We start from the raw sequence: 15987 nt of genomic DNA, 5'->3' as shown, positions 1-15987 counted from the left end.
CGCTTCCTCTCCGCCCTCCCGCTCGCTTCGCTCGCGCTTGAGGACGGAGGCTCCGCGCTACCGCGTGCTGAGCTTCGGGCGATCAGCTCATGAATAGCCGTCGGTCGGCACGCTCGTGGCGCATGCTCTCGATTTCGACCAGCGGGGCAAAGGTAGTCAGCGTCTCGAGGTCGGCCTCGGCGTATTTCGCACAGACGTCCTCGACGATGGGCAGCAGGTTGGCCAGCTGCGATTGGATGGCCGTGTGACCGAACCGGCCGAGCCGCTGGGCCGCTCCGAGTAGTTCGGTGACGAACGAGTACGCGCCGACGAGACATGCCGCTCGCCGTTCGAGGCCGGCACACTGGGTCACGACGCCGAGCACGACTGGATACTGCCCACGAGCCATCCCTTCGTCGACTGTGTTGGTATACGCTGCAGCCGCACCATCGATGTCCGCGGTCTCGAGCAGTTCCTCGTCGGTGTCCGCGAGTAACTCGAGCAATTTGCTGCCGGCCTTGCTCGAACTCGCGCGAAACTCCGCAGGAAGCGTCGCGGCGGAGAGGCGATCGTCGGCGGCCAGGATTCCCTCGAGGTCGTCGGCTGCAGCCGCGCCGTGGGCGTTCGCCAGTGCGACCGTCTCGGCCGGGCCGACGACGCGCCGGAGATATGCCTCGACGAGCGCGCCGAGTTCATCAGCCGTCCCGATCCGTCCGTCGGCGACGTACTGTTCGATGCCGTACGAGGCGGTGTACGTGCCGACCGGCAGGAATGAATCGGCGAGCCGCATCGCCGTCAGGAAGGCCGCGTCATTCATGACTGTGGTCGTGCCCGTGGCCGTGTTCGTGTGAACCCGAGTCGTGATGATGGACGCCCATGCCGTGGTCGTGTTCGGGTTCCTGATCGACATCGATCGCCTCGTGTCCCTGATCTTGTGGCTCGTCGTCGATGAACAGCGTCGCATCGACCTCGTCATAGTACGTCGATGCATCTTCGGGGACGTAGTCGCCGACGACGGCTTCGACGATGTGCCTGTCGGCCTCGAGGGGGACGTACACGAGGCCACCGTCGATCGCGATATCCCAGTGCTGGTTACCGACCCGGTGGCCGAGTTCGACGGCGGCAGCCATCGCGTCCGAAGTGGGGTCAGGTAACTCGACGACGTAGACTTCCCGGGATCGGAACGTCACGATCGCGGCTCGGTCATCGTCAAGAAAGAGGATATCGCCCTCCCTGAGCTCCGGACGGTCAACGAGCACGCCGAGATCGGTTCCGGCATCGGTTTCGACTCGGAGGCGGGACTTCCTGCGCTTGGTGGCGTCGAGCACGACCCGCTCGAGTGTGCCGGCATCCTCGTGAGCCGCGACTTGGTCCTCGAGATCAGGATTATCATAGCGGTTGCCGACGATGCCGTCGATTCGACGCATCAGTACCTCCTGTCGGCGGGTGCGCCGACTCCAAGTATCGCCCGTCGCGCCTCGTCCCACGCGGCGGTCACCGCCTCGGTGACGTCCGCGCTCCGGTGGCCGAGGACGCGGACCGCGACGCCGGCCCCACAGGACAGTTCCGACGCACCGGCCGTCGTCGCCTTGAGCGAGGCGAGCCGATCGTGAACGCGATCCGACAGCGACGCCGCGTCCTCGGCAGGAGCCAGGACGTACAGCGTGCCTACGATCCCGTACTCGTCGACGGTCGCCGGATCGCGCGGGTCACGCTCGTCGGGCCGCAGATCGATCGCATCCGTACACACGAGCTGACCGTCACACCGGGCGTCGAAGCGACTATAGTAGTGGTCGAACGCGAACGGCTCGTGGTCGGAGAGCCCGTCCGGGATCAGGACGTCGCCGACGATGGCCGACGCCGTCTCCGCGAGCTCCACGGAGGTCGTCTGGAGACACCGTGCGTCCTCGTTCAGGATCGTCGGGCCGGGCACGTACTCGAGGTGGGCGTCCGCCCCGACTTCCAGCGTCGCGTCGAGATGGGCGTAGTTCGCGCGCATGCTGTGGACCTTCGTCGCGCTCTGGGTCGTCACGTGGGCCCGCGCGTTCGCACGCGCGGTGACGTCGATGCTGTGTCGGTCCCCCTGGGCGACGCCGCCGGTCGGCTCCTGGAGACACAGCGTCGTCAGCCCCGGAGCCGGATCGCTATCCAGCGTGCCGGTCAGGTGATAGGGCACTTTCGCATAGTCGCGCAGCAACCGGGTCTCCTCGCCCGGTTCGCGGACGAGCGTCGCTTCGAAGACGCCGTCTTTTCCTGGTCCGAACGCCGGCGCCTGCTCGAGCGTCTCGTCGCCGTACTCCTCGAAGGCGTGTGGTACAGCAGTCATACGAACAGCGCGTTCTCTTCGATGTGCTCGACGACCGCGTCGATGCCCTCCTCAGCCTTGCAGTCGGTGAAACAGGTGGGATCGTCGCCGCGGACCTGTGCGGCGTCGCGTCGCATCACCTCGAGGTCGGCGTCGACGTGTGGCGCGAGGTCGGTCTTGTTGACGACCAGCAGGTCGGCCTGAGTCACGCCTGGGCCCCGTTTCCGGGGAATATCGTCGCCCTCGGCGACGCTGATGACGAACACGAAGTAGTCGGCGAGTTCGGGGTTGAACGTCGCCGCGAGGTTGTCGCCACCGCTCTCGAGTAACACGACATCCAGGTCGGGATAGGCCTCAGTGAACGCGTCGATAGCCGCGAGGTTCATCGAGGGGTCCTCGCGGATGCCGGTATGGGGACAGGCACCAGTCTCGACGCCTTCCACAAGGTCCGGCGGGAGCACGCCTTCGAAAGACTCTCGAAGTCGGTCGGCGTCCTCCTGGGTCATGATGTCGTTTGCGATGACGCCGACGTTGTAGCCGGCGTCGTCCAGCCGGGGAACGAGCCGTTTCACCATGGCAGTCTTGCCGGACCCAACGGGACCGCCGAGTCCGACGGTCGCAACGTCTCTGTGTCCCATTAGTCTGCCACCTGCGCTGCGTTGTCGGCCCGGATCGGGTCGTGGATCGTCACGAGCTTCGTCCCGTCGGGGAACATCGGCTCGACCTGTACCATGTCGATCATCTCGGGCACGCCGTCCATCACGTCCTCGCGGGTCAACAGCGTCGTCGCCTCCTTGCGGATCTCGGCGACGGACATCCCTTCGCGGGCGCGTTCGCAGGCCCAGTCGGAGATGTACGCCACCGTCTCGGGGTGGTTGAGTGCGATGCCGCGGTCTTTCCGGCGGCGGGCCAGTTCCGCCGCCATGAAGATCGTCAGTCGTTCCCGTTCTTTCGGTGTGAGGTTCATAGGTGGTACCGCTGTGCGAGCGCGATTTCCTCGGCCGGCTCACACGTCACGTGCTCGCCGTCGATCGATACTTCGAACGTCTGAGCGTCGATGTCGATGTCGTCGGGGCAGTAGTCGTTGTGGACCATGTCCGACTTCCGAACCGATCGAGTGCCGGTGACCGGCCGGACCGGCGTCTCGAGCCCGTATGCCTCGCCGACATCGTTCTCGGCGGCCGCCTCGCTGACGAAGGTCACCGATAGGGCGTGTTTGGCCTTGCCCATCGCGCCGGCACGGGGGCGCATCTCGACCGGTTCGCAGGTCATGAGCGAACCGTTGGCCTCGCCCATCTGACTGTAGACGGGGAAGCCACCCTTGATAACACACGTGGGCTTGATACCGAAGAACTCGGGATCCCACAGGACGAGATCGGCCAGCTTGCCCGGTTCCAGCGAGCCAACGTAGTCGTCGATGCCCGCGACGATTGCGGGGTTGATGGTGTACTTGGCCACGTACCGTTTGATGCGTGCGTTATCGGCGTCGGTCCCTTCGTCTGCGGGCAGCGGGCCGCGTTGCTGTTTCATTTTATCCGCCGTCTGCCAGGTCCGGGAGATGACCTCGGCCATCCGACCCATCGCCTGCGAGTCGGAGGTCATCATGCTGATCGCTCCCTGATCGTGGAGAACGTCCTCGGCGGCGATGGTCTCTGCGCGGATGCGCGACTCCGCGAAGGCCACGTCCTCCGGAACGTCCGGGTTGAGGTGGTGACAGACCATCACCATGTCGAGGTGTTCGTCGAAGGTGTTCTCGGTGTAGGGCATCGAGGGGTTCGTCGAGGACGGCAGCATGTGTTCGTGGCCGACCAGCTCGAGCACGTCGGGCGCGTGGCCGCCGCCGGCACCCTCGATGTGGAACGTGTGGATCGCTCGCCCGTCGATAGCGTCGAAGGTCTCCTCGACGAAACCGGACTCGTTCAGTGTGTCCGTGTGGATACACACCTGGACATCGGCCTCCTCGGCGTACTCGAGGCAGGTATCGATCGCGGCCGGTGTCGATCCCCAGTCCTCGTGGAGTTTCAGTCCGCAGGCGCCGGCCTCAACCTGTTCGCGGAGCGTGTCGGGCCGGCTACTGTTGCCCTTCCCGTAGAAGCCGACGTTCATCGGCCATTCCTCGGCGGCTTGCAGGAATCGCTTGATGTTTTGCGGGCCCGACGTGCAGGTGGTCGCGCCGCCGCCGTAGCCGCCGCCGAACATCGTCGTGATCCCGCTCGCCAGGGCATGTTCGAACAGTTGCGGGCTATTGAAGTGGACGTGAATGTCGAGTGCGCCGGGTGTGGCGATCAGACCGTCGGCGGGCACCGTGTCCGTGCTCGGTCCGATGACGAGATTCTCGTCGACGCCGTCCATCGTATCCGGATTGCCGGCTTTACCGATGCCGGCGATCTCCCCGTTTCTGACACCGATGTCAGCTTTCCGGATCCCGAGGATCGGATCGATGACGACGACGTTACTGAAGACCCAGTCGAGGGTTCCGTCAGCTTGCGTGGTCCCTGACTGCATCCCCATGCCGTCGCGCATCGTTTTCCCGCCGCCGAAGACCGCTTCGTCGCCGTAGGTCGCGTGATCGCGTTTGATCTCGGCCAACAGCGACGTGTCGCCGAGTCGGAGCCGATCGCCCTCGGTCGCGCCGAAGAGGTCGGTGTACTCCTCGCGCGCGAGCTCTCGGCTCACTCTTCGATCCCTCCGTATCCCTGTTCTGCCGCGTGCTCGAGCGCACGCTCACGCGTTTCCTCGTCGTCGAGTGGTCCATCGACGAGGCCGCCCATGCCGTAGACAACGCGGTCGCCACCGATGGCGACGAGGTTGACGTCCCGCTCGGTTCCGGGTTCAAAACGGATCGCGGTGCCCGCCGGAATGTCGAGTCGCATGCCGTAGGCCGTCTCCCGGTCGAACGCGAGTGCGGGGTTCGTCTCGAAGAAGTGGTAGTGTGAGCCGACCTGCACCGGCCGGTCGCCGGTGTTCTCGACGGTGACCGTCGCCATCTCCCGGCCGGCGTTAATCTCGACGGGGTCGCTATCAGTGAGCAACTCGCCGGGGACGAACTCGCTCACGACCACGCCACCTCCGTCCGAGGACGGGATTGGCGCCGCTCCAGGTACGCACCGGTAGATATCGATTGCATCGTTTTGAGGAGGTTACTCCGACGAACTCGACAGTGTGCGTACGAACTCGCGAACGCGCTCGGAGTAAGCTGCCCCGAGCCCTGCGACGAACGTGAGGAAACTCGCGACGACGATCGGCATGAGGTTCGGGTGTTCTGTACCAGTATGCAGTAGTGCGTCGAACATACGTTCCCCTCTGTGCTGGATAGTACATAGTATGGCTATTCATGCGATATTTTCCAAGACGAATCTACAAACAATACATTTGTTCTGATATTCCATGATAAGTGATCGATATGCTCGAGTTTAATCAGATATTACGTCGAAGGATGTCTGGCTGGACAACTACCGAATGGCACTGTCGGTATCGTTCCTTCCGCTGCGGTAGCACCACGGAGGATGGACGTTCGTTTCGAGTATTCGTTTGTTCGCGCCACATCCGTATAAGGAAAAGAATACTCTGCCTATTGTACAGTCGTGTTTGGCCATGTGTGGACAATATATCGAAAATTCTTATATACTGACTATGATTGTCGAGCCAGTGTGGAAATGACTGGATATTCGGGTGTCTTTCAGCCCAAATTCGGTGCGTTAGTGGAACTGATTGTTCGTCTCCGTAGCCGTGGTGATCGTCTCCATGCGTAACGTCTCTCGACGCTCGATATTGTCGGCCGGAGGGGCGGGCCTCGGCGCGGCTCTCGCCGGCTGTATGGGATCTGGCGGCTCCGACGGGCCGACCGTCGGGATTCTCGAGGATCGTTCGGGTAACTTCCAGCTCAACGGGACGTCGAAGTGGCAGGCGACGCGGCTCGCAATCGAAGAGATCAACGACGACGGTGGCATCCTCGGCGAGGAGATCCAGATCGAGGATCCCGATCCGCAGTCGGACAACGAACGGTACCAGGAACTGACCGAGCAGATGATCCTCAAACACGAGGTCGATGCCCTCTGGGCCGGCTACTCGAGTGCGACCCGCGAGGCGATCCGGCCGATGATCAACGATTACGACCAGCTGTACTTCTACACGACCCAGTACGAAGGCGGGGTGTGTGACGACACGATCTTCCCGGTGGGCGCGACCGCTCGCCAGCAACTCGGCGCGGTGACGCCGTACCTGGCCGAAGAGTACGGTGAGGACATCTACATCATCGCAGCCGACTACAACTTCGGCCAGCTATCGGGTGACTGGGTCAATGTCATCGCCGACGAGAACGACTACAACATCGTCGGCGAGGAGTACATCCCGCTGGACGAGACCGACTTCTCGTCGGTCATCAACCGGATCCAGGCCGAAGATCCCGACTTCGTCATGTCGATGTTGGTCGGATCCAACCACGAGAACTTCTACGATCAGCGGGACGCCAACGACATGCTGATCCCTATCGGCACCTCCACGACGATGGCTCAGGGCCACGAGCACATCCGTTACGAACCCGACGCCCTCACCGATGTCTACGCCGGCGTCAGCTACATGGAGGAACTCGGCGACGAGCGCGGCGAGGGCTTCGTCGAGGACTTCTACGACCGATGGCCCGACGCCAACTACCTCAACCAGGAGGCCCAGAACAACTACTTCTCGGTGTACATGTGGCGCGATGCCGTCGAAGCGGCCGGCACCTTCGATCAGGAGGCAGTCATTGAGGAACTCGAGAATGGCATGGAGATCGAGGCTCCCTCGGGCACCATCGAACTCGACGGCGCGACCCACCACATGACGCACAAGATGCGCGTCGCACACGCCGACGAGAATCACGAGATCAGCTTCGACGCCGAACAGTTCATCGAGCCGACCTTCCTCCGCGAGGAGGTTCAGGGTGGCGATGGCTGTGATCTGCGCGAGGAGTCCAAACAAACCCAGTACGAGCCCGGCGACGTCTACGACGTATGACGATGATTGAACACAAGCAGATCGGACTCAGCGGTGATCGCCTGTGACTGCGAGCGTAGCGGCAGGATCGACGGCAGTGTTGCCGGTCTACGACGGGCTGTCCCTGCTGTTTCAGTTCCTGAACACCTTCGGGTTTATCGTCTTGGTGACGGTCGGCCTGGCGGTTATCTTCGGAATGATGGGCGTCATCAACCTCGCCCACGGGGAGTTCATCCTCATCGGTATCTACGGAACGGCACTGGCGTATCACGCCGGCGCACCGCTCCCACTCGCGATGATCGCAGGCGTTACCGTGACAACCGTCTTCGGTGTCGTCGTCGAGCGACTCATCGTGCAGCATCTCTACGACCGCCTGCTGGATTCGATGGTCGCGACCTGGGGGCTCGCTCTAGTGGTCGCACAACTGCTGCTCATCGCCTTCGGGTCCAGCCTCGACAGCATCTCGACGCCGATGGGCAACGTCGCATACGGGCCGTACACCTCGTCGATTTACCGGAGCGTGTTCCTGCCGGCGGCCGCCCTGGTCGTTCTCGGCGGCCTGTACCTCCTGTTCACTCGGACGGAATTCGGCGTAAAAGCCAGGGCGACCATCGAGGACCCCGAGACGGCGCGTGCGATGGGTGTCGACACCGACCGGATGTATATCACGACGTTCGCCATCGGGTCGGCACTCGCGGGGCTGACCGGCGCGCTGTATGCCCCTGCTATCGGCGCGATCACGCCCGACCGCGGGAGCACCTTCCTCGTCGAGTCGTTCGTCGCCGTCGTCGTCGGTGGCTCGTCGGTCGTCGTTGGAACGCTGTCCGCGTCGACGCTCCTGGGGCTGGTCAATGCGGTGTTCAGCTGGCAACTCGGGACCTTCATTGGCCTGATGGCAATGCTACTGGTCGCGATCGTCCTACTCCGGCTGCTTCCAGACGGTATTACGGGATACGTCGAGAACTGGCGTGACCGTCAGAGGGCCGAGCAATGACTGGCATCGACTCGCGCGACTCGAGTATGGGACCGATTGCCCGGGTTCGCGACCGTCTCGAGGGACCGAACACGCTCGGTAACTCCACGCCGTTCTGGGCCGTCTTCGCGGTGGCCGTCGTCGCTCTCGCAGCCTATCCCCAGTTCGTAGGGCTGTACGCGGTCCTGACGTCCACGAAATACTTCGCGCTCGCGTTTCTGGCGGTGAGCCTGACGGTCGTCTGGGGCTACTGCGGCGTCCTCAGCTTCGGGCAGGTCGCCTTCTTCGGCATCGCCGCCTACACGTTCGGCATCATCGGCGTGAACTTCTCGTCGGCAAGCGGGATCACGGCCGCACTCGTCGGCGCGGTCGCCACCGGAACACTGTTCGCGCTGGTGCTCGGCTACTTCATGTTCTACGGCGGCGTCAGCGACGTCTACGTCACCATCATCACGCTCGTCGTGGCGCTGGTGTTGAATACGTTCATGGCCCAGACGGCCGGCAGTGAGTGGGCCGTCGGCGAGGCCCAGCTCGGCGGATTCAACGGGATGCCCGACATTCCGGACCTCGTCGTCGGCATCGGCGAGACGAGTCTCGAGCTCGGCGACATCATCCCACTGTACTACGCGCTGCTCGTGGCGCTCGTCGTCACGTACCTTGCGTTGCGCGTCCTCGTTAACAGCCGGTTCGGAATGACGATGGTCGCTATCCGCGAGGACGAACAGCGAACCGCCACCTTCGGCTACGACATCGCGTTCGTGAAACTCGTCGCGTTCACGATCGGTGGCGCGCTCGCGGCCATTGGCGGCGTTTTCTACGCCGCCTGGGGGAACTACGTCGACCCGACCGTCTTCGGCGTCCAGTTCGCTGCGCTGCCCGTGGTGTGGGCCAGCGTCGGCGGTCGCGAATCGCTGCTCGGGACCGTCGGCGCGACGCTGGCCATCGAGCGGCTGCGAACCGGACTGACGGAAGGCGTCGGCCCGCTCGGACCCGAATGGGCGTTCGTCATCATCGGCGGCTTGCTGCTGACTGTCATCCTGTTCATGCCAGCAGGTGTCGCACCGTCTCTCGACCGACTTGGAACGCGGCTACTCGAGCGCGTCGGGGACCGTTCATCCAGCCGTCCAACGGAGGAAGCAGTCGAATGACCACCTCACTCACCGACCAATCACGAACTGCCGTCGCCAGCCACCGGTGGCTCATCGTCGGAGGTGACGCATCGTGAGCACGCCCGGCGATCCGAACGTCAGGGTCACGCCCGCCGTGGCGGCGACAGGTCCCGACCAGGATACGGTATTAGCGACAGAGAACCTCACCAAGCGCTTCGGCGGACTGACCGCCGTCGATAGCGTCGACTTCACGGTCGACGAGGGCGAGCTACAGTGTCTCATCGGCCCCAACGGGGCCGGCAAGTCCACGCTGCTCGAATTGATCACCGGACAGCTCTCGCCGACTGAAGGCCACGTCTACTTCGACGGCACCGATCTCACCGCCATGCCGGCGCACGAGCGCATCAACGCGGGGCTCAGCGTGAAGTTCCAGTCGCCACACATCTACGAAGATCTCACCGTCGCACAGAACCTGCAGATCCCACTCCAGCGGACCGACCACGACGACATCCGCGCGGTGGCCCGCGAGACCCTCGAGGAAGTCGACCTCGCCGACCGGGCCGACACCCCCGCCGGCGACCTCTCGCATGGGCAACAACAGCGCCTCGAGATCGGGATGGCGACGACGCTCGAGCCGACGCTGATGTTGCTCGACGAACCCGTCGCGGGCATGTCGGTCGAAGAGACCGCGAGCGTCGCCGACCTGATCCGATCGCTCAATGACGATGGGATGGCGTTCGTCGTCATCGAACACGACATGGAGTTCGTCCGCAAGATCTCCGATCAGGTGACGGTGCTGAACCAGGGGTCGATCTTCCGGCAGGGCCCCATCGAGGAGATCGAGGCGGACGAGGCCGTCCAGCGTATCTACCTGGGGGAAGACGCATGACCCTCGAGATCACGGACCTCACGGCAGGCTACGAGGGGACACCCATCCTTCGGGACGTGAGCTGTCACGTCGACGAGGGCGAGATCGTTGGGATCATGGGCAAGAACGGCGTCGGAAAGACGACCCTGTTGAAGACGGTGATGGGCCTGCTCGAGCCCGATACCGGCACGGTTCGGTACCGTGATGAGGATATCACCGACCGATCCGCCGACGGGCGTGCGGGACTGGGCATCGGCTACGTCCCGCAAGGCCGGGACGTCTTCCCCGGGCTGACCGTCGAGGAGAACCTCTTAATCGGTGAAAACGTCGGAAACGGTGATACGACGCTGTACGACCGCGTCTATGAGTACTTCCCGATCTTAGAGGAGCGGGCCGACCAGGACGCCGACACGATGAGTGGCGGCCAACAGCAGATGCTCGCGATCGGGCGTGCACTCGTCGGCGATCCCGATCTGTTGTTAGTCGACGAACCCTCGGAGGGTGTCCAGCCCTCGATCGTCCAGTCGATCACCGATGACCTCGGGCGTATCAACGAGGACCTCGGGACGACGATCCTGTTCGTCGAGCAGAATCTCTCGGTCATCCAGAACCTGGCGGATCGCTGCTACGCGATGGACAAAGGACGTATCGTCAACGAACTCGACGAAACGAGTCTCGCGGATCGCGAGCAGTTGGCAGAACATCTCGTGGTTTGATCCCGGAACCGATGGGGACGAGGACGAGTCGTTCGGGCTACTCGAGCGAGAGGCCGGCGTGCCAGCGGTCGACGCCGGCCTCGCGTTTGACCGCGTCCATCTTTGCCAGGAGGTGGGTTGCGAGCGTCGCGGTTTCGGCGGCGCGGGCCTCTCCTTCGGTTCGAAACTCGCCGGTTTCGCGGTTGGCGTAGACGGTACAGACCGCGCCTGCCCGAAGGCCGTACAGGTTCGCGAGCGTCAGGATGGCGCTCGCCTCCATCTCGATGTTTTTGACGTTCGCCGCTTTGAGGTCGTCGACCAGTTCGGTGGACCCGGCGGCCTCGAACCCGTCGAAGCCGGGCCGACCCTGGCCGGCGTAGAACGAATCCGCGCTCATCGTCACGCCAGTGTGGTAGTCGTAGCCGAGTCGTTCGGCGGCGGCGACGAGCGCGGAAACGACCTCGTAATCCGCGGTGGCCGGGTAGTCCTCGCGGACGTACTCGTCGCTGGTTCCCTCCTGACGGACCGCGCCGGTCGTGATCACCAGGTCGCCGACGGCCATCTCCGGCTGGATCGCCCCACACGAGCCGACGCGGATGAACGTCTCGACGCCGACACGTGCCAGCTCCTCGACGGCGATCGCAGCAGAGGGGCTGCCGATCCCTGTCGAGGTGACCGAAATCGGCGTTTCTTCGTACGTTCCCGTCGCCGTCCGGTACTCGCGGTGATGCCCTCGAATCTCGTGGTCATCCCAGAAATCGACGATCGTCTCGAGCCGTTCGGGATTGCCTGGCAACAAGACGGTGTCTGCCACGTCGTCGGGGCCGACCTCGAGATGGTACTGGACGTCAGCGTTCGGGTCTTCACTGTCGCGAGCCATTGAATAGCGACGATTCAATCCGTCACGGTATATAACTGCAGGACGAATAGAGCCACGCTATGACATGGGAAAAACTCACAGACACGTACGTCGCCGCAATTCAACACGGGCTGGCGGACCTGCCGCCGGACGCAACCCGTGTCGGCGTCGTTCGGCGACCGACCGGGTGGTTTCACGCGGCCGTCGACGAGAATCAGCCCGAACTCGGTCCGCCGACCGACCTACTCGAGGCGTTTCACGACGCCGAGGAAGACATGAAAATGCAGGGCCTCTGTGAGGAAGGTGCGCACAACGCCGCGTGGGATCAGGTCGGGTTCGGCGCGGCGTATCGGGCGTATCTCGAGGAGTCGGCCGACGCACAAGCGGTGCTGTCAGAGCTCGAAGACCGGCTGAAGTCGGGCGAATCGCTGGCGCTGGTCTGTTACGAAAACACCGAGAAAAAGCGGTGTCACCGGACGATTCTTCGGGAGCAACTCGAGGAACTGCTCTCGTAGCGATTCGATTCCTACTATTCGAGTGTCTCCTGCGAGATCGTATTCGGCAGCAGTTCGCCTAGCGTATACTCCGTCGGTGATTCGTCTTCGCCTTCGTCGCAAACTACGACGAGGTCGTCATCACAGAACTCCGCGAGGGTCTGCCGGCACATCCCACAGGGAGTGACACCGTCGCGGCGATCCGAACTCACCGCGAGCCGTGTGAACTCCCGGTGACCCTTCTTGACGGCCTCCGCGATCGCGACCTCCTCGGCGTGAAGGCTGTTGCTGAAGTTGGCGTTCTCGAGGTTACAGCCGACGAAAACGTCGCCGTCTTCGGTCTCCAGGGCGGCACCGACTCGATACTCGGAGTAGGGGACGTGTGCGCGGTCCTGGACGTCGCGAGCGGCCTGGATAAGGTCGTCCATAGACGATGGGTTCGATCAGTGGCCACCAAAGGATATCGACTCCCTACTGACTCTGCTCGATCGCCGTCTCGATAACCGACCGCGCCTTTGAAACGAGGTCGTCGACGGACTCGCTTTCCGCATACAGGCGGATGTACGGCTCCGTGCCGCTGGGTCGGACGAGCAGCCACGAGGCGTCGTCGAACTCGAGGCGGATGCCGTACTCCGTGTCGACCGCTGCACCTGGAAACGCATCGGGGAGGGTCGTCTCGAGGGCGGCCATCGCGTCGGCTTTGGCCGCGTCCGGACAGTTGACGCTGACCTTCCGGTAGGGACGTTCAGTGACCGGCTCGCGGAGCGTCGCCGTGTCGCCGGCGTCGGCGACGAGCGCAGCGACGACGGCAGCGCTTACGACGCCGTCGATCCAGCCGCCGAACGCGGTGTGGATGTGTTTCCAGGGTTCGGCGGCGAAGACGATCTCGGTGTCTTCCGTCCCCTGTTCGCGTTCTCTGGCGATCCCCTCGTGAAGCACCCCCAGCTGGACGCGTTCGACTCGGCCGCCAGCCACTCGGACCCGCTCGTCGATGCGTGCCGAGGCGTTGGGCGTCGTGACGACGACTGGATCGCCGGCGTCGCTGTCAGCTGTGTAGTGGGCCGCGACGACGGCGAGGATCGTGTCCTCGTGGATCACGTCGCCGTCGGGACCGAGGACGACGAGACGGTCGGCGTCGCCGTCGTGGGCCAGCCCGAGGTCGAAGTCAGCGTTTGCGAGGAACTCACTGAACTCCGTTAGCGTCTCCGGCGTCGGCTTGCTCTCGCGACCGGGGAAGTGGCCGTCGACGGATGCGTTGATCGCAACGACGGTCGCGCCGAGTCGCTCGAGGACCTGTGGCGTCGCCAGCGCACCCACGCCGTTCCCGCAGTCGACGGCGATTCGAAGGCCTTCGAGTGGCGTGCTCACGGTCGCATTCCCATCGGGCTGATCAGCGAACCGCTCGCGGACGTAGTTGCCGACCGCGTCGCGATACTGCTCGAGCACCCCGAGTTGCTCGGAGTCGCCCCACTCCTCCCAGCGAGCGAGTCGAGAGTCTTCGCTCGTGATGCGGTCGTCGATCAGTCGTTCCGCGTCGCTGTCGTACTCGACGCCGTCGACGAAGAGTTTGATGCCGTTATCCGTGGGCGGGTTGTGGCTGGCGGTGAGCATCACGCCGCGTCGGCCACGCGAGGCGAAAGCGAGCGCGGGTGTCGGTACCTGTCCGAGGCGGCGGACGTCGGCCCCGGCGCTCTCGAGGCCGGCTTCCATCGCCGCCGCGAGCGCCGGTCCCGTCTCTCGACCGTCGCGACCGACGACGAACGTTTGGCCGGGCTCGCCGGCGGCTTGACCGACGGCGAGCGCGAGCGAGGGTGTGACGTCCTCGACCGGGCCGCGAATTCCTGCAGTTCCGAAAAGGGTCATATGGCTAGGTTCCGCGAGGAGCTACTTAGTCTCGAAGACTCGGGCAGCATCGTGACAGTCCTTGCACCATTGAACGCGGCTGTCATGTGGAGACAGAAGCGGCTGTGGTACGCAGCGAGCGATCTCGTCCTTCGACCGAGGTGCGTTACTCGGCAGGCAGGTCGTCGATCAGGACGACGGCCTCGCCGTTGATTACGGTCGCGTCGTCGTCCTCGTCCCGAACGATCGTCTCGAGCCGGTACTGGTCGTTCCCGAGGCTCTCGACGACTTCGACGCGCGCCGAGACACGGTCGCCGATGCCGACGGGGCCGCTGAACTCGAGGTCCTGTGAGAGGTAGATCGTGAGTCCGGGAAGCCGTGCGAGGGCAGCACTGATGAGCCCGGAGACGAGCGTTCCGTGGACGATGCGTTCGCCAAACCGGGTCTCGGATGCGAACTCGTCGTCGAGGTGGAGCCGGTTCGTGTCGCCGCTGACGGCGGCGAACGCCCGGATGTCCTCGTCGGAGAGCGCCTTCTCGAAGGTGACGGTGTCACCGACGTTGATGTGAGCTGGATCGTTGACGGTTCGCTCGAACTCCCAGTCGAGATCGGAGTAATCGATCGACGGGATCGACGGAGCGATTCGCCCCGCTTCCGTGCCGTTACTCTCGTTGGTCGACGGGAGCATTGCAGAGACGGCAGCACGATTCGCCGCGGTCGCCGTTCGAAGGAAGCCTCGCGTCATCGCCGACCACGCGTCGGTCATGGCCGCAAGGTTGTCTTCACCCGCGTTCTGGTGGGACATCTATAAGCGGCTAAGTGTGGCGGCTATATGACTTCTTTGGCTGTTACAAGTCTCATTTTCTGACGGAAAATCACAGTAACTGGGACTTAGCGACGCTCTTCCTGTAAATCTCAACTTACAGGGGGCGCTATCATATCAGCTGATTAGTCGTGACCGCCGTCTCTCATCGTAATAGATCGGGGTTACTATACTGAATCTACCATCTCTTGCCATCAGATGGTATCTAGTGGAAAGGCTTATTATGTCCGCGATCCAACTCACTGTTGATGACGGACGACTCCGACCGATCGCTCTGGTTCCCACCCTCGATGTTTACCGAGCAAATGCAGGAAGCAGGCGAACAGGTCGCTGAATCCCAGCAGGAGATGATGAAACAGTTGCTGCAGGCCACGTCGGCGAACCCGCTCGAGAACACGTCGGCTTTCGGGCCGATGAACATGGGCACGGCGACGTTCAAAGCCCGCGTCCAGAGCGGCGGTCGGATCAGCATTCCCGGCCCCGAACGGGAGGCCCTCGACATTGAAGAGGGCGATATCGTCCAGACTATCGTCGTCCCCGTCAAACGCAACCGAGAAGATTAATCATGACTCAGAACCCACTCACCGCAGTATTCAACGCACAGCGCACCGCACTCGAACAGAGCCAGTCGTTCACCCACGATGCCCTCGAGGCACAACAGACGTCGATCAGCGTCTTCGCCGACGCCGTCGAAACGTCGGGCTCGCTGTTCGAATCCAACGCAGAACTGACCAAAGGCGCCGTCCACGCCTACTTCGACGCCCTCGAGGCCTCGATGCCCGAGGACGCAGCCGACTTCGACGAACTCCGCGAACTCGTCGACGAAGGCGTCGACTCGGCCACCGAGGCCCAGTCGCAGTCGATCGACGCGATGCTCGACGCGCTCGAGGAGTCGGAAGTCGCCTACGAGGAGTTCGCCCAGAGCTACACCGAGGTCGTCGATACGTCGTTTGACGCCGCCCTCGAGGCTCACGAGCAGGTCGAGGAGAACGTCAGCACCGTCGCAGAGAACGTCGAAGCGGCCACCGACGAGTTCGACGCCTCGGCGTAGACCGTCGGCCGGGCC

Annotated in this window: 20 protein-coding genes; 8 read left to right on the top strand and 12 right to left on the bottom strand. The window is 63.5% G+C overall.

The annotated features are described in order from the left end of the window. Positions 1 to 82: 82 nt before the first annotated feature. From ACFR99_RS06150 to ACFR99_RS06115, 8 genes are all read right to left on the bottom strand, one after another. Positions 83 to 796 carry an urease accessory protein UreF gene (locus tag ACFR99_RS06150; protein WP_390285377.1) on the bottom strand — a complete coding sequence of 238 codons (714 nt, stop codon included), beginning with the start codon at positions 794 to 796 and terminating at the stop codon, positions 83 to 85. Next, the gene (ureE, locus tag ACFR99_RS06145; protein WP_390285375.1) at positions 789 to 1406 is read right to left on the bottom strand and encodes an urease accessory protein UreE; all 618 of its coding nucleotides are present in this window, start codon (positions 1404 to 1406) and stop codon (positions 789 to 791) included. The genes ACFR99_RS06150 and ureE overlap by 8 nt, the downstream gene beginning before the upstream one ends. Beyond that, positions 1406 to 2305, bottom strand: coding sequence for an urease accessory protein UreD (locus ACFR99_RS06140; protein ID WP_390285373.1), 900 nt, complete (start codon positions 2303 to 2305; stop codon positions 1406 to 1408). Before ACFR99_RS06140 ends, ureE begins: the two co-directional genes overlap by 1 nt. Continuing rightward, entirely contained in the window at positions 2302 to 2922 is a 621-nt protein-coding gene (gene ureG, locus ACFR99_RS06135; protein ID WP_390285371.1) for an urease accessory protein UreG, read from the bottom strand. The genes ACFR99_RS06140 and ureG overlap by 4 nt, the downstream gene beginning before the upstream one ends. Further along, the gene (locus tag ACFR99_RS06130; RefSeq protein WP_390285369.1) at positions 2922 to 3251 is read right to left on the bottom strand and encodes an urease subunit gamma; all 330 of its coding nucleotides are present in this window, start codon (positions 3249 to 3251) and stop codon (positions 2922 to 2924) included. The genes ureG and ACFR99_RS06130 overlap by 1 nt, the downstream gene beginning before the upstream one ends. After that, positions 3248 to 4960, bottom strand: a complete 1713-nt coding sequence (ureC, locus tag ACFR99_RS06125; protein WP_390285367.1) for an urease subunit alpha — start codon at positions 4958 to 4960, stop codon at positions 3248 to 3250. Before ureC ends, ACFR99_RS06130 begins: the two co-directional genes overlap by 4 nt. Next, complete coding sequence (locus ACFR99_RS06120; protein WP_390285365.1) at positions 4957 to 5340, bottom strand: urease subunit beta; 384 nt, start codon at positions 5338 to 5340, stop codon at positions 4957 to 4959. The genes ureC and ACFR99_RS06120 overlap by 4 nt, the downstream gene beginning before the upstream one ends. An 84-nt stretch (positions 5341 to 5424) precedes the next feature. Beyond that, positions 5425 to 5577 (bottom strand): hypothetical protein, encoded by a 153-nt coding sequence (locus ACFR99_RS06115; RefSeq protein WP_390285363.1) that lies wholly within the window; start codon positions 5575 to 5577, stop codon positions 5425 to 5427. 451 nt (positions 5578 to 6028) lie between these two features. Here ACFR99_RS06115 and ACFR99_RS06110 point away from each other — a divergent pair, with 451 nt between their 5' ends. The 5 genes from ACFR99_RS06110 (at position 6029) to ACFR99_RS06090 (ending at position 10924) form a co-directional block, all read left to right on the top strand. Continuing rightward, entirely contained in the window at positions 6029 to 7279 is a 1251-nt protein-coding gene (locus ACFR99_RS06110; protein WP_390285361.1) for an urea ABC transporter substrate-binding protein, read from the top strand. A 43-nt stretch (positions 7280 to 7322) separates the two neighbouring features. Continuing rightward, positions 7323 to 8252: an urea ABC transporter, permease protein UrtB gene (urtB, locus tag ACFR99_RS06105; RefSeq protein ID WP_390285359.1), complete on the top strand. Its 930-nt coding sequence runs from the start codon at positions 7323 to 7325 to the stop codon at positions 8250 to 8252. After that, positions 8249 to 9379 (top strand): ABC transporter permease subunit, encoded by a 1131-nt coding sequence (locus tag ACFR99_RS06100; protein WP_390285357.1) that lies wholly within the window; start codon positions 8249 to 8251, stop codon positions 9377 to 9379. The genes urtB and ACFR99_RS06100 overlap by 4 nt, the downstream gene beginning before the upstream one ends. 73 nt (positions 9380 to 9452) lie before the next feature. Further along, complete coding sequence (locus ACFR99_RS06095) at positions 9453 to 10229, top strand: ABC transporter ATP-binding protein (RefSeq protein ID WP_390285355.1); 777 nt, start codon at positions 9453 to 9455, stop codon at positions 10227 to 10229. Beyond that, a complete protein-coding gene (locus tag ACFR99_RS06090) occupies positions 10226 to 10924 on the top strand; it encodes an ABC transporter ATP-binding protein (RefSeq protein WP_390285353.1) in 699 nt (232 codons plus the stop codon). The genes ACFR99_RS06095 and ACFR99_RS06090 overlap by 4 nt, the downstream gene beginning before the upstream one ends. A gap of 37 nt (positions 10925 to 10961) precedes the next feature. Here ACFR99_RS06090 and ACFR99_RS06085 read toward each other — a convergent pair whose 3' ends face one another. Next, positions 10962 to 11783, bottom strand: a complete 822-nt coding sequence (locus ACFR99_RS06085) for a nucleoside phosphorylase (protein WP_390285351.1) — start codon at positions 11781 to 11783, stop codon at positions 10962 to 10964. A 59-nt stretch (positions 11784 to 11842) separates the two neighbouring features. Here ACFR99_RS06085 and ACFR99_RS06080 point away from each other — a divergent pair, with 59 nt between their 5' ends. Continuing rightward, a complete protein-coding gene (locus tag ACFR99_RS06080; RefSeq protein WP_390285349.1) occupies positions 11843 to 12277 on the top strand; it encodes a DUF488 domain-containing protein in 435 nt (144 codons plus the stop codon). Between the two features lie 14 nt (positions 12278 to 12291). Here ACFR99_RS06080 and cdd read toward each other — a convergent pair whose 3' ends face one another. From cdd to ACFR99_RS06065, 3 genes are all read right to left on the bottom strand, one after another. Next, a complete protein-coding gene (cdd, locus tag ACFR99_RS06075; RefSeq protein WP_390285347.1) occupies positions 12292 to 12684 on the bottom strand; it encodes a cytidine deaminase in 393 nt (130 codons plus the stop codon). A 43-nt stretch (positions 12685 to 12727) separates the two neighbouring features. After that, entirely contained in the window at positions 12728 to 14119 is a 1392-nt protein-coding gene (locus tag ACFR99_RS06070) for a phosphohexomutase domain-containing protein (protein ID WP_390285345.1), read from the bottom strand. 145 nt (positions 14120 to 14264) lie between these two features. Beyond that, positions 14265 to 14903, bottom strand: a complete 639-nt coding sequence (locus tag ACFR99_RS06065) for a MaoC family dehydratase (protein WP_390285343.1) — start codon at positions 14901 to 14903, stop codon at positions 14265 to 14267. A 266-nt stretch (positions 14904 to 15169) separates the two neighbouring features. On the opposite strand from ACFR99_RS06065, the gene ACFR99_RS06060 reads away from it, so the two are divergent. Next, positions 15170 to 15484 carry an AbrB/MazE/SpoVT family DNA-binding domain-containing protein gene (locus ACFR99_RS06060; protein WP_390285341.1) on the top strand — a complete coding sequence of 105 codons (315 nt, stop codon included), beginning with the start codon at positions 15170 to 15172 and terminating at the stop codon, positions 15482 to 15484. 2 nt (positions 15485 to 15486) lie between these two features. Next, a complete protein-coding gene (locus ACFR99_RS06055; RefSeq protein WP_390285339.1) occupies positions 15487 to 15972 on the top strand; it encodes a hypothetical protein in 486 nt (161 codons plus the stop codon). The last annotated feature ends 15 nt before the right edge of the window (positions 15973 to 15987 follow it).

Source organism: Haloarchaeobius amylolyticus (genome assembly GCF_042678045.1).
GTDB lineage: Archaea > Halobacteriota > Halobacteria > Halobacteriales > Natrialbaceae > Natrinema > Natrinema amylolyticus_A.
This window is presented reverse-complemented; position numbering and strand designations above follow the sequence as displayed.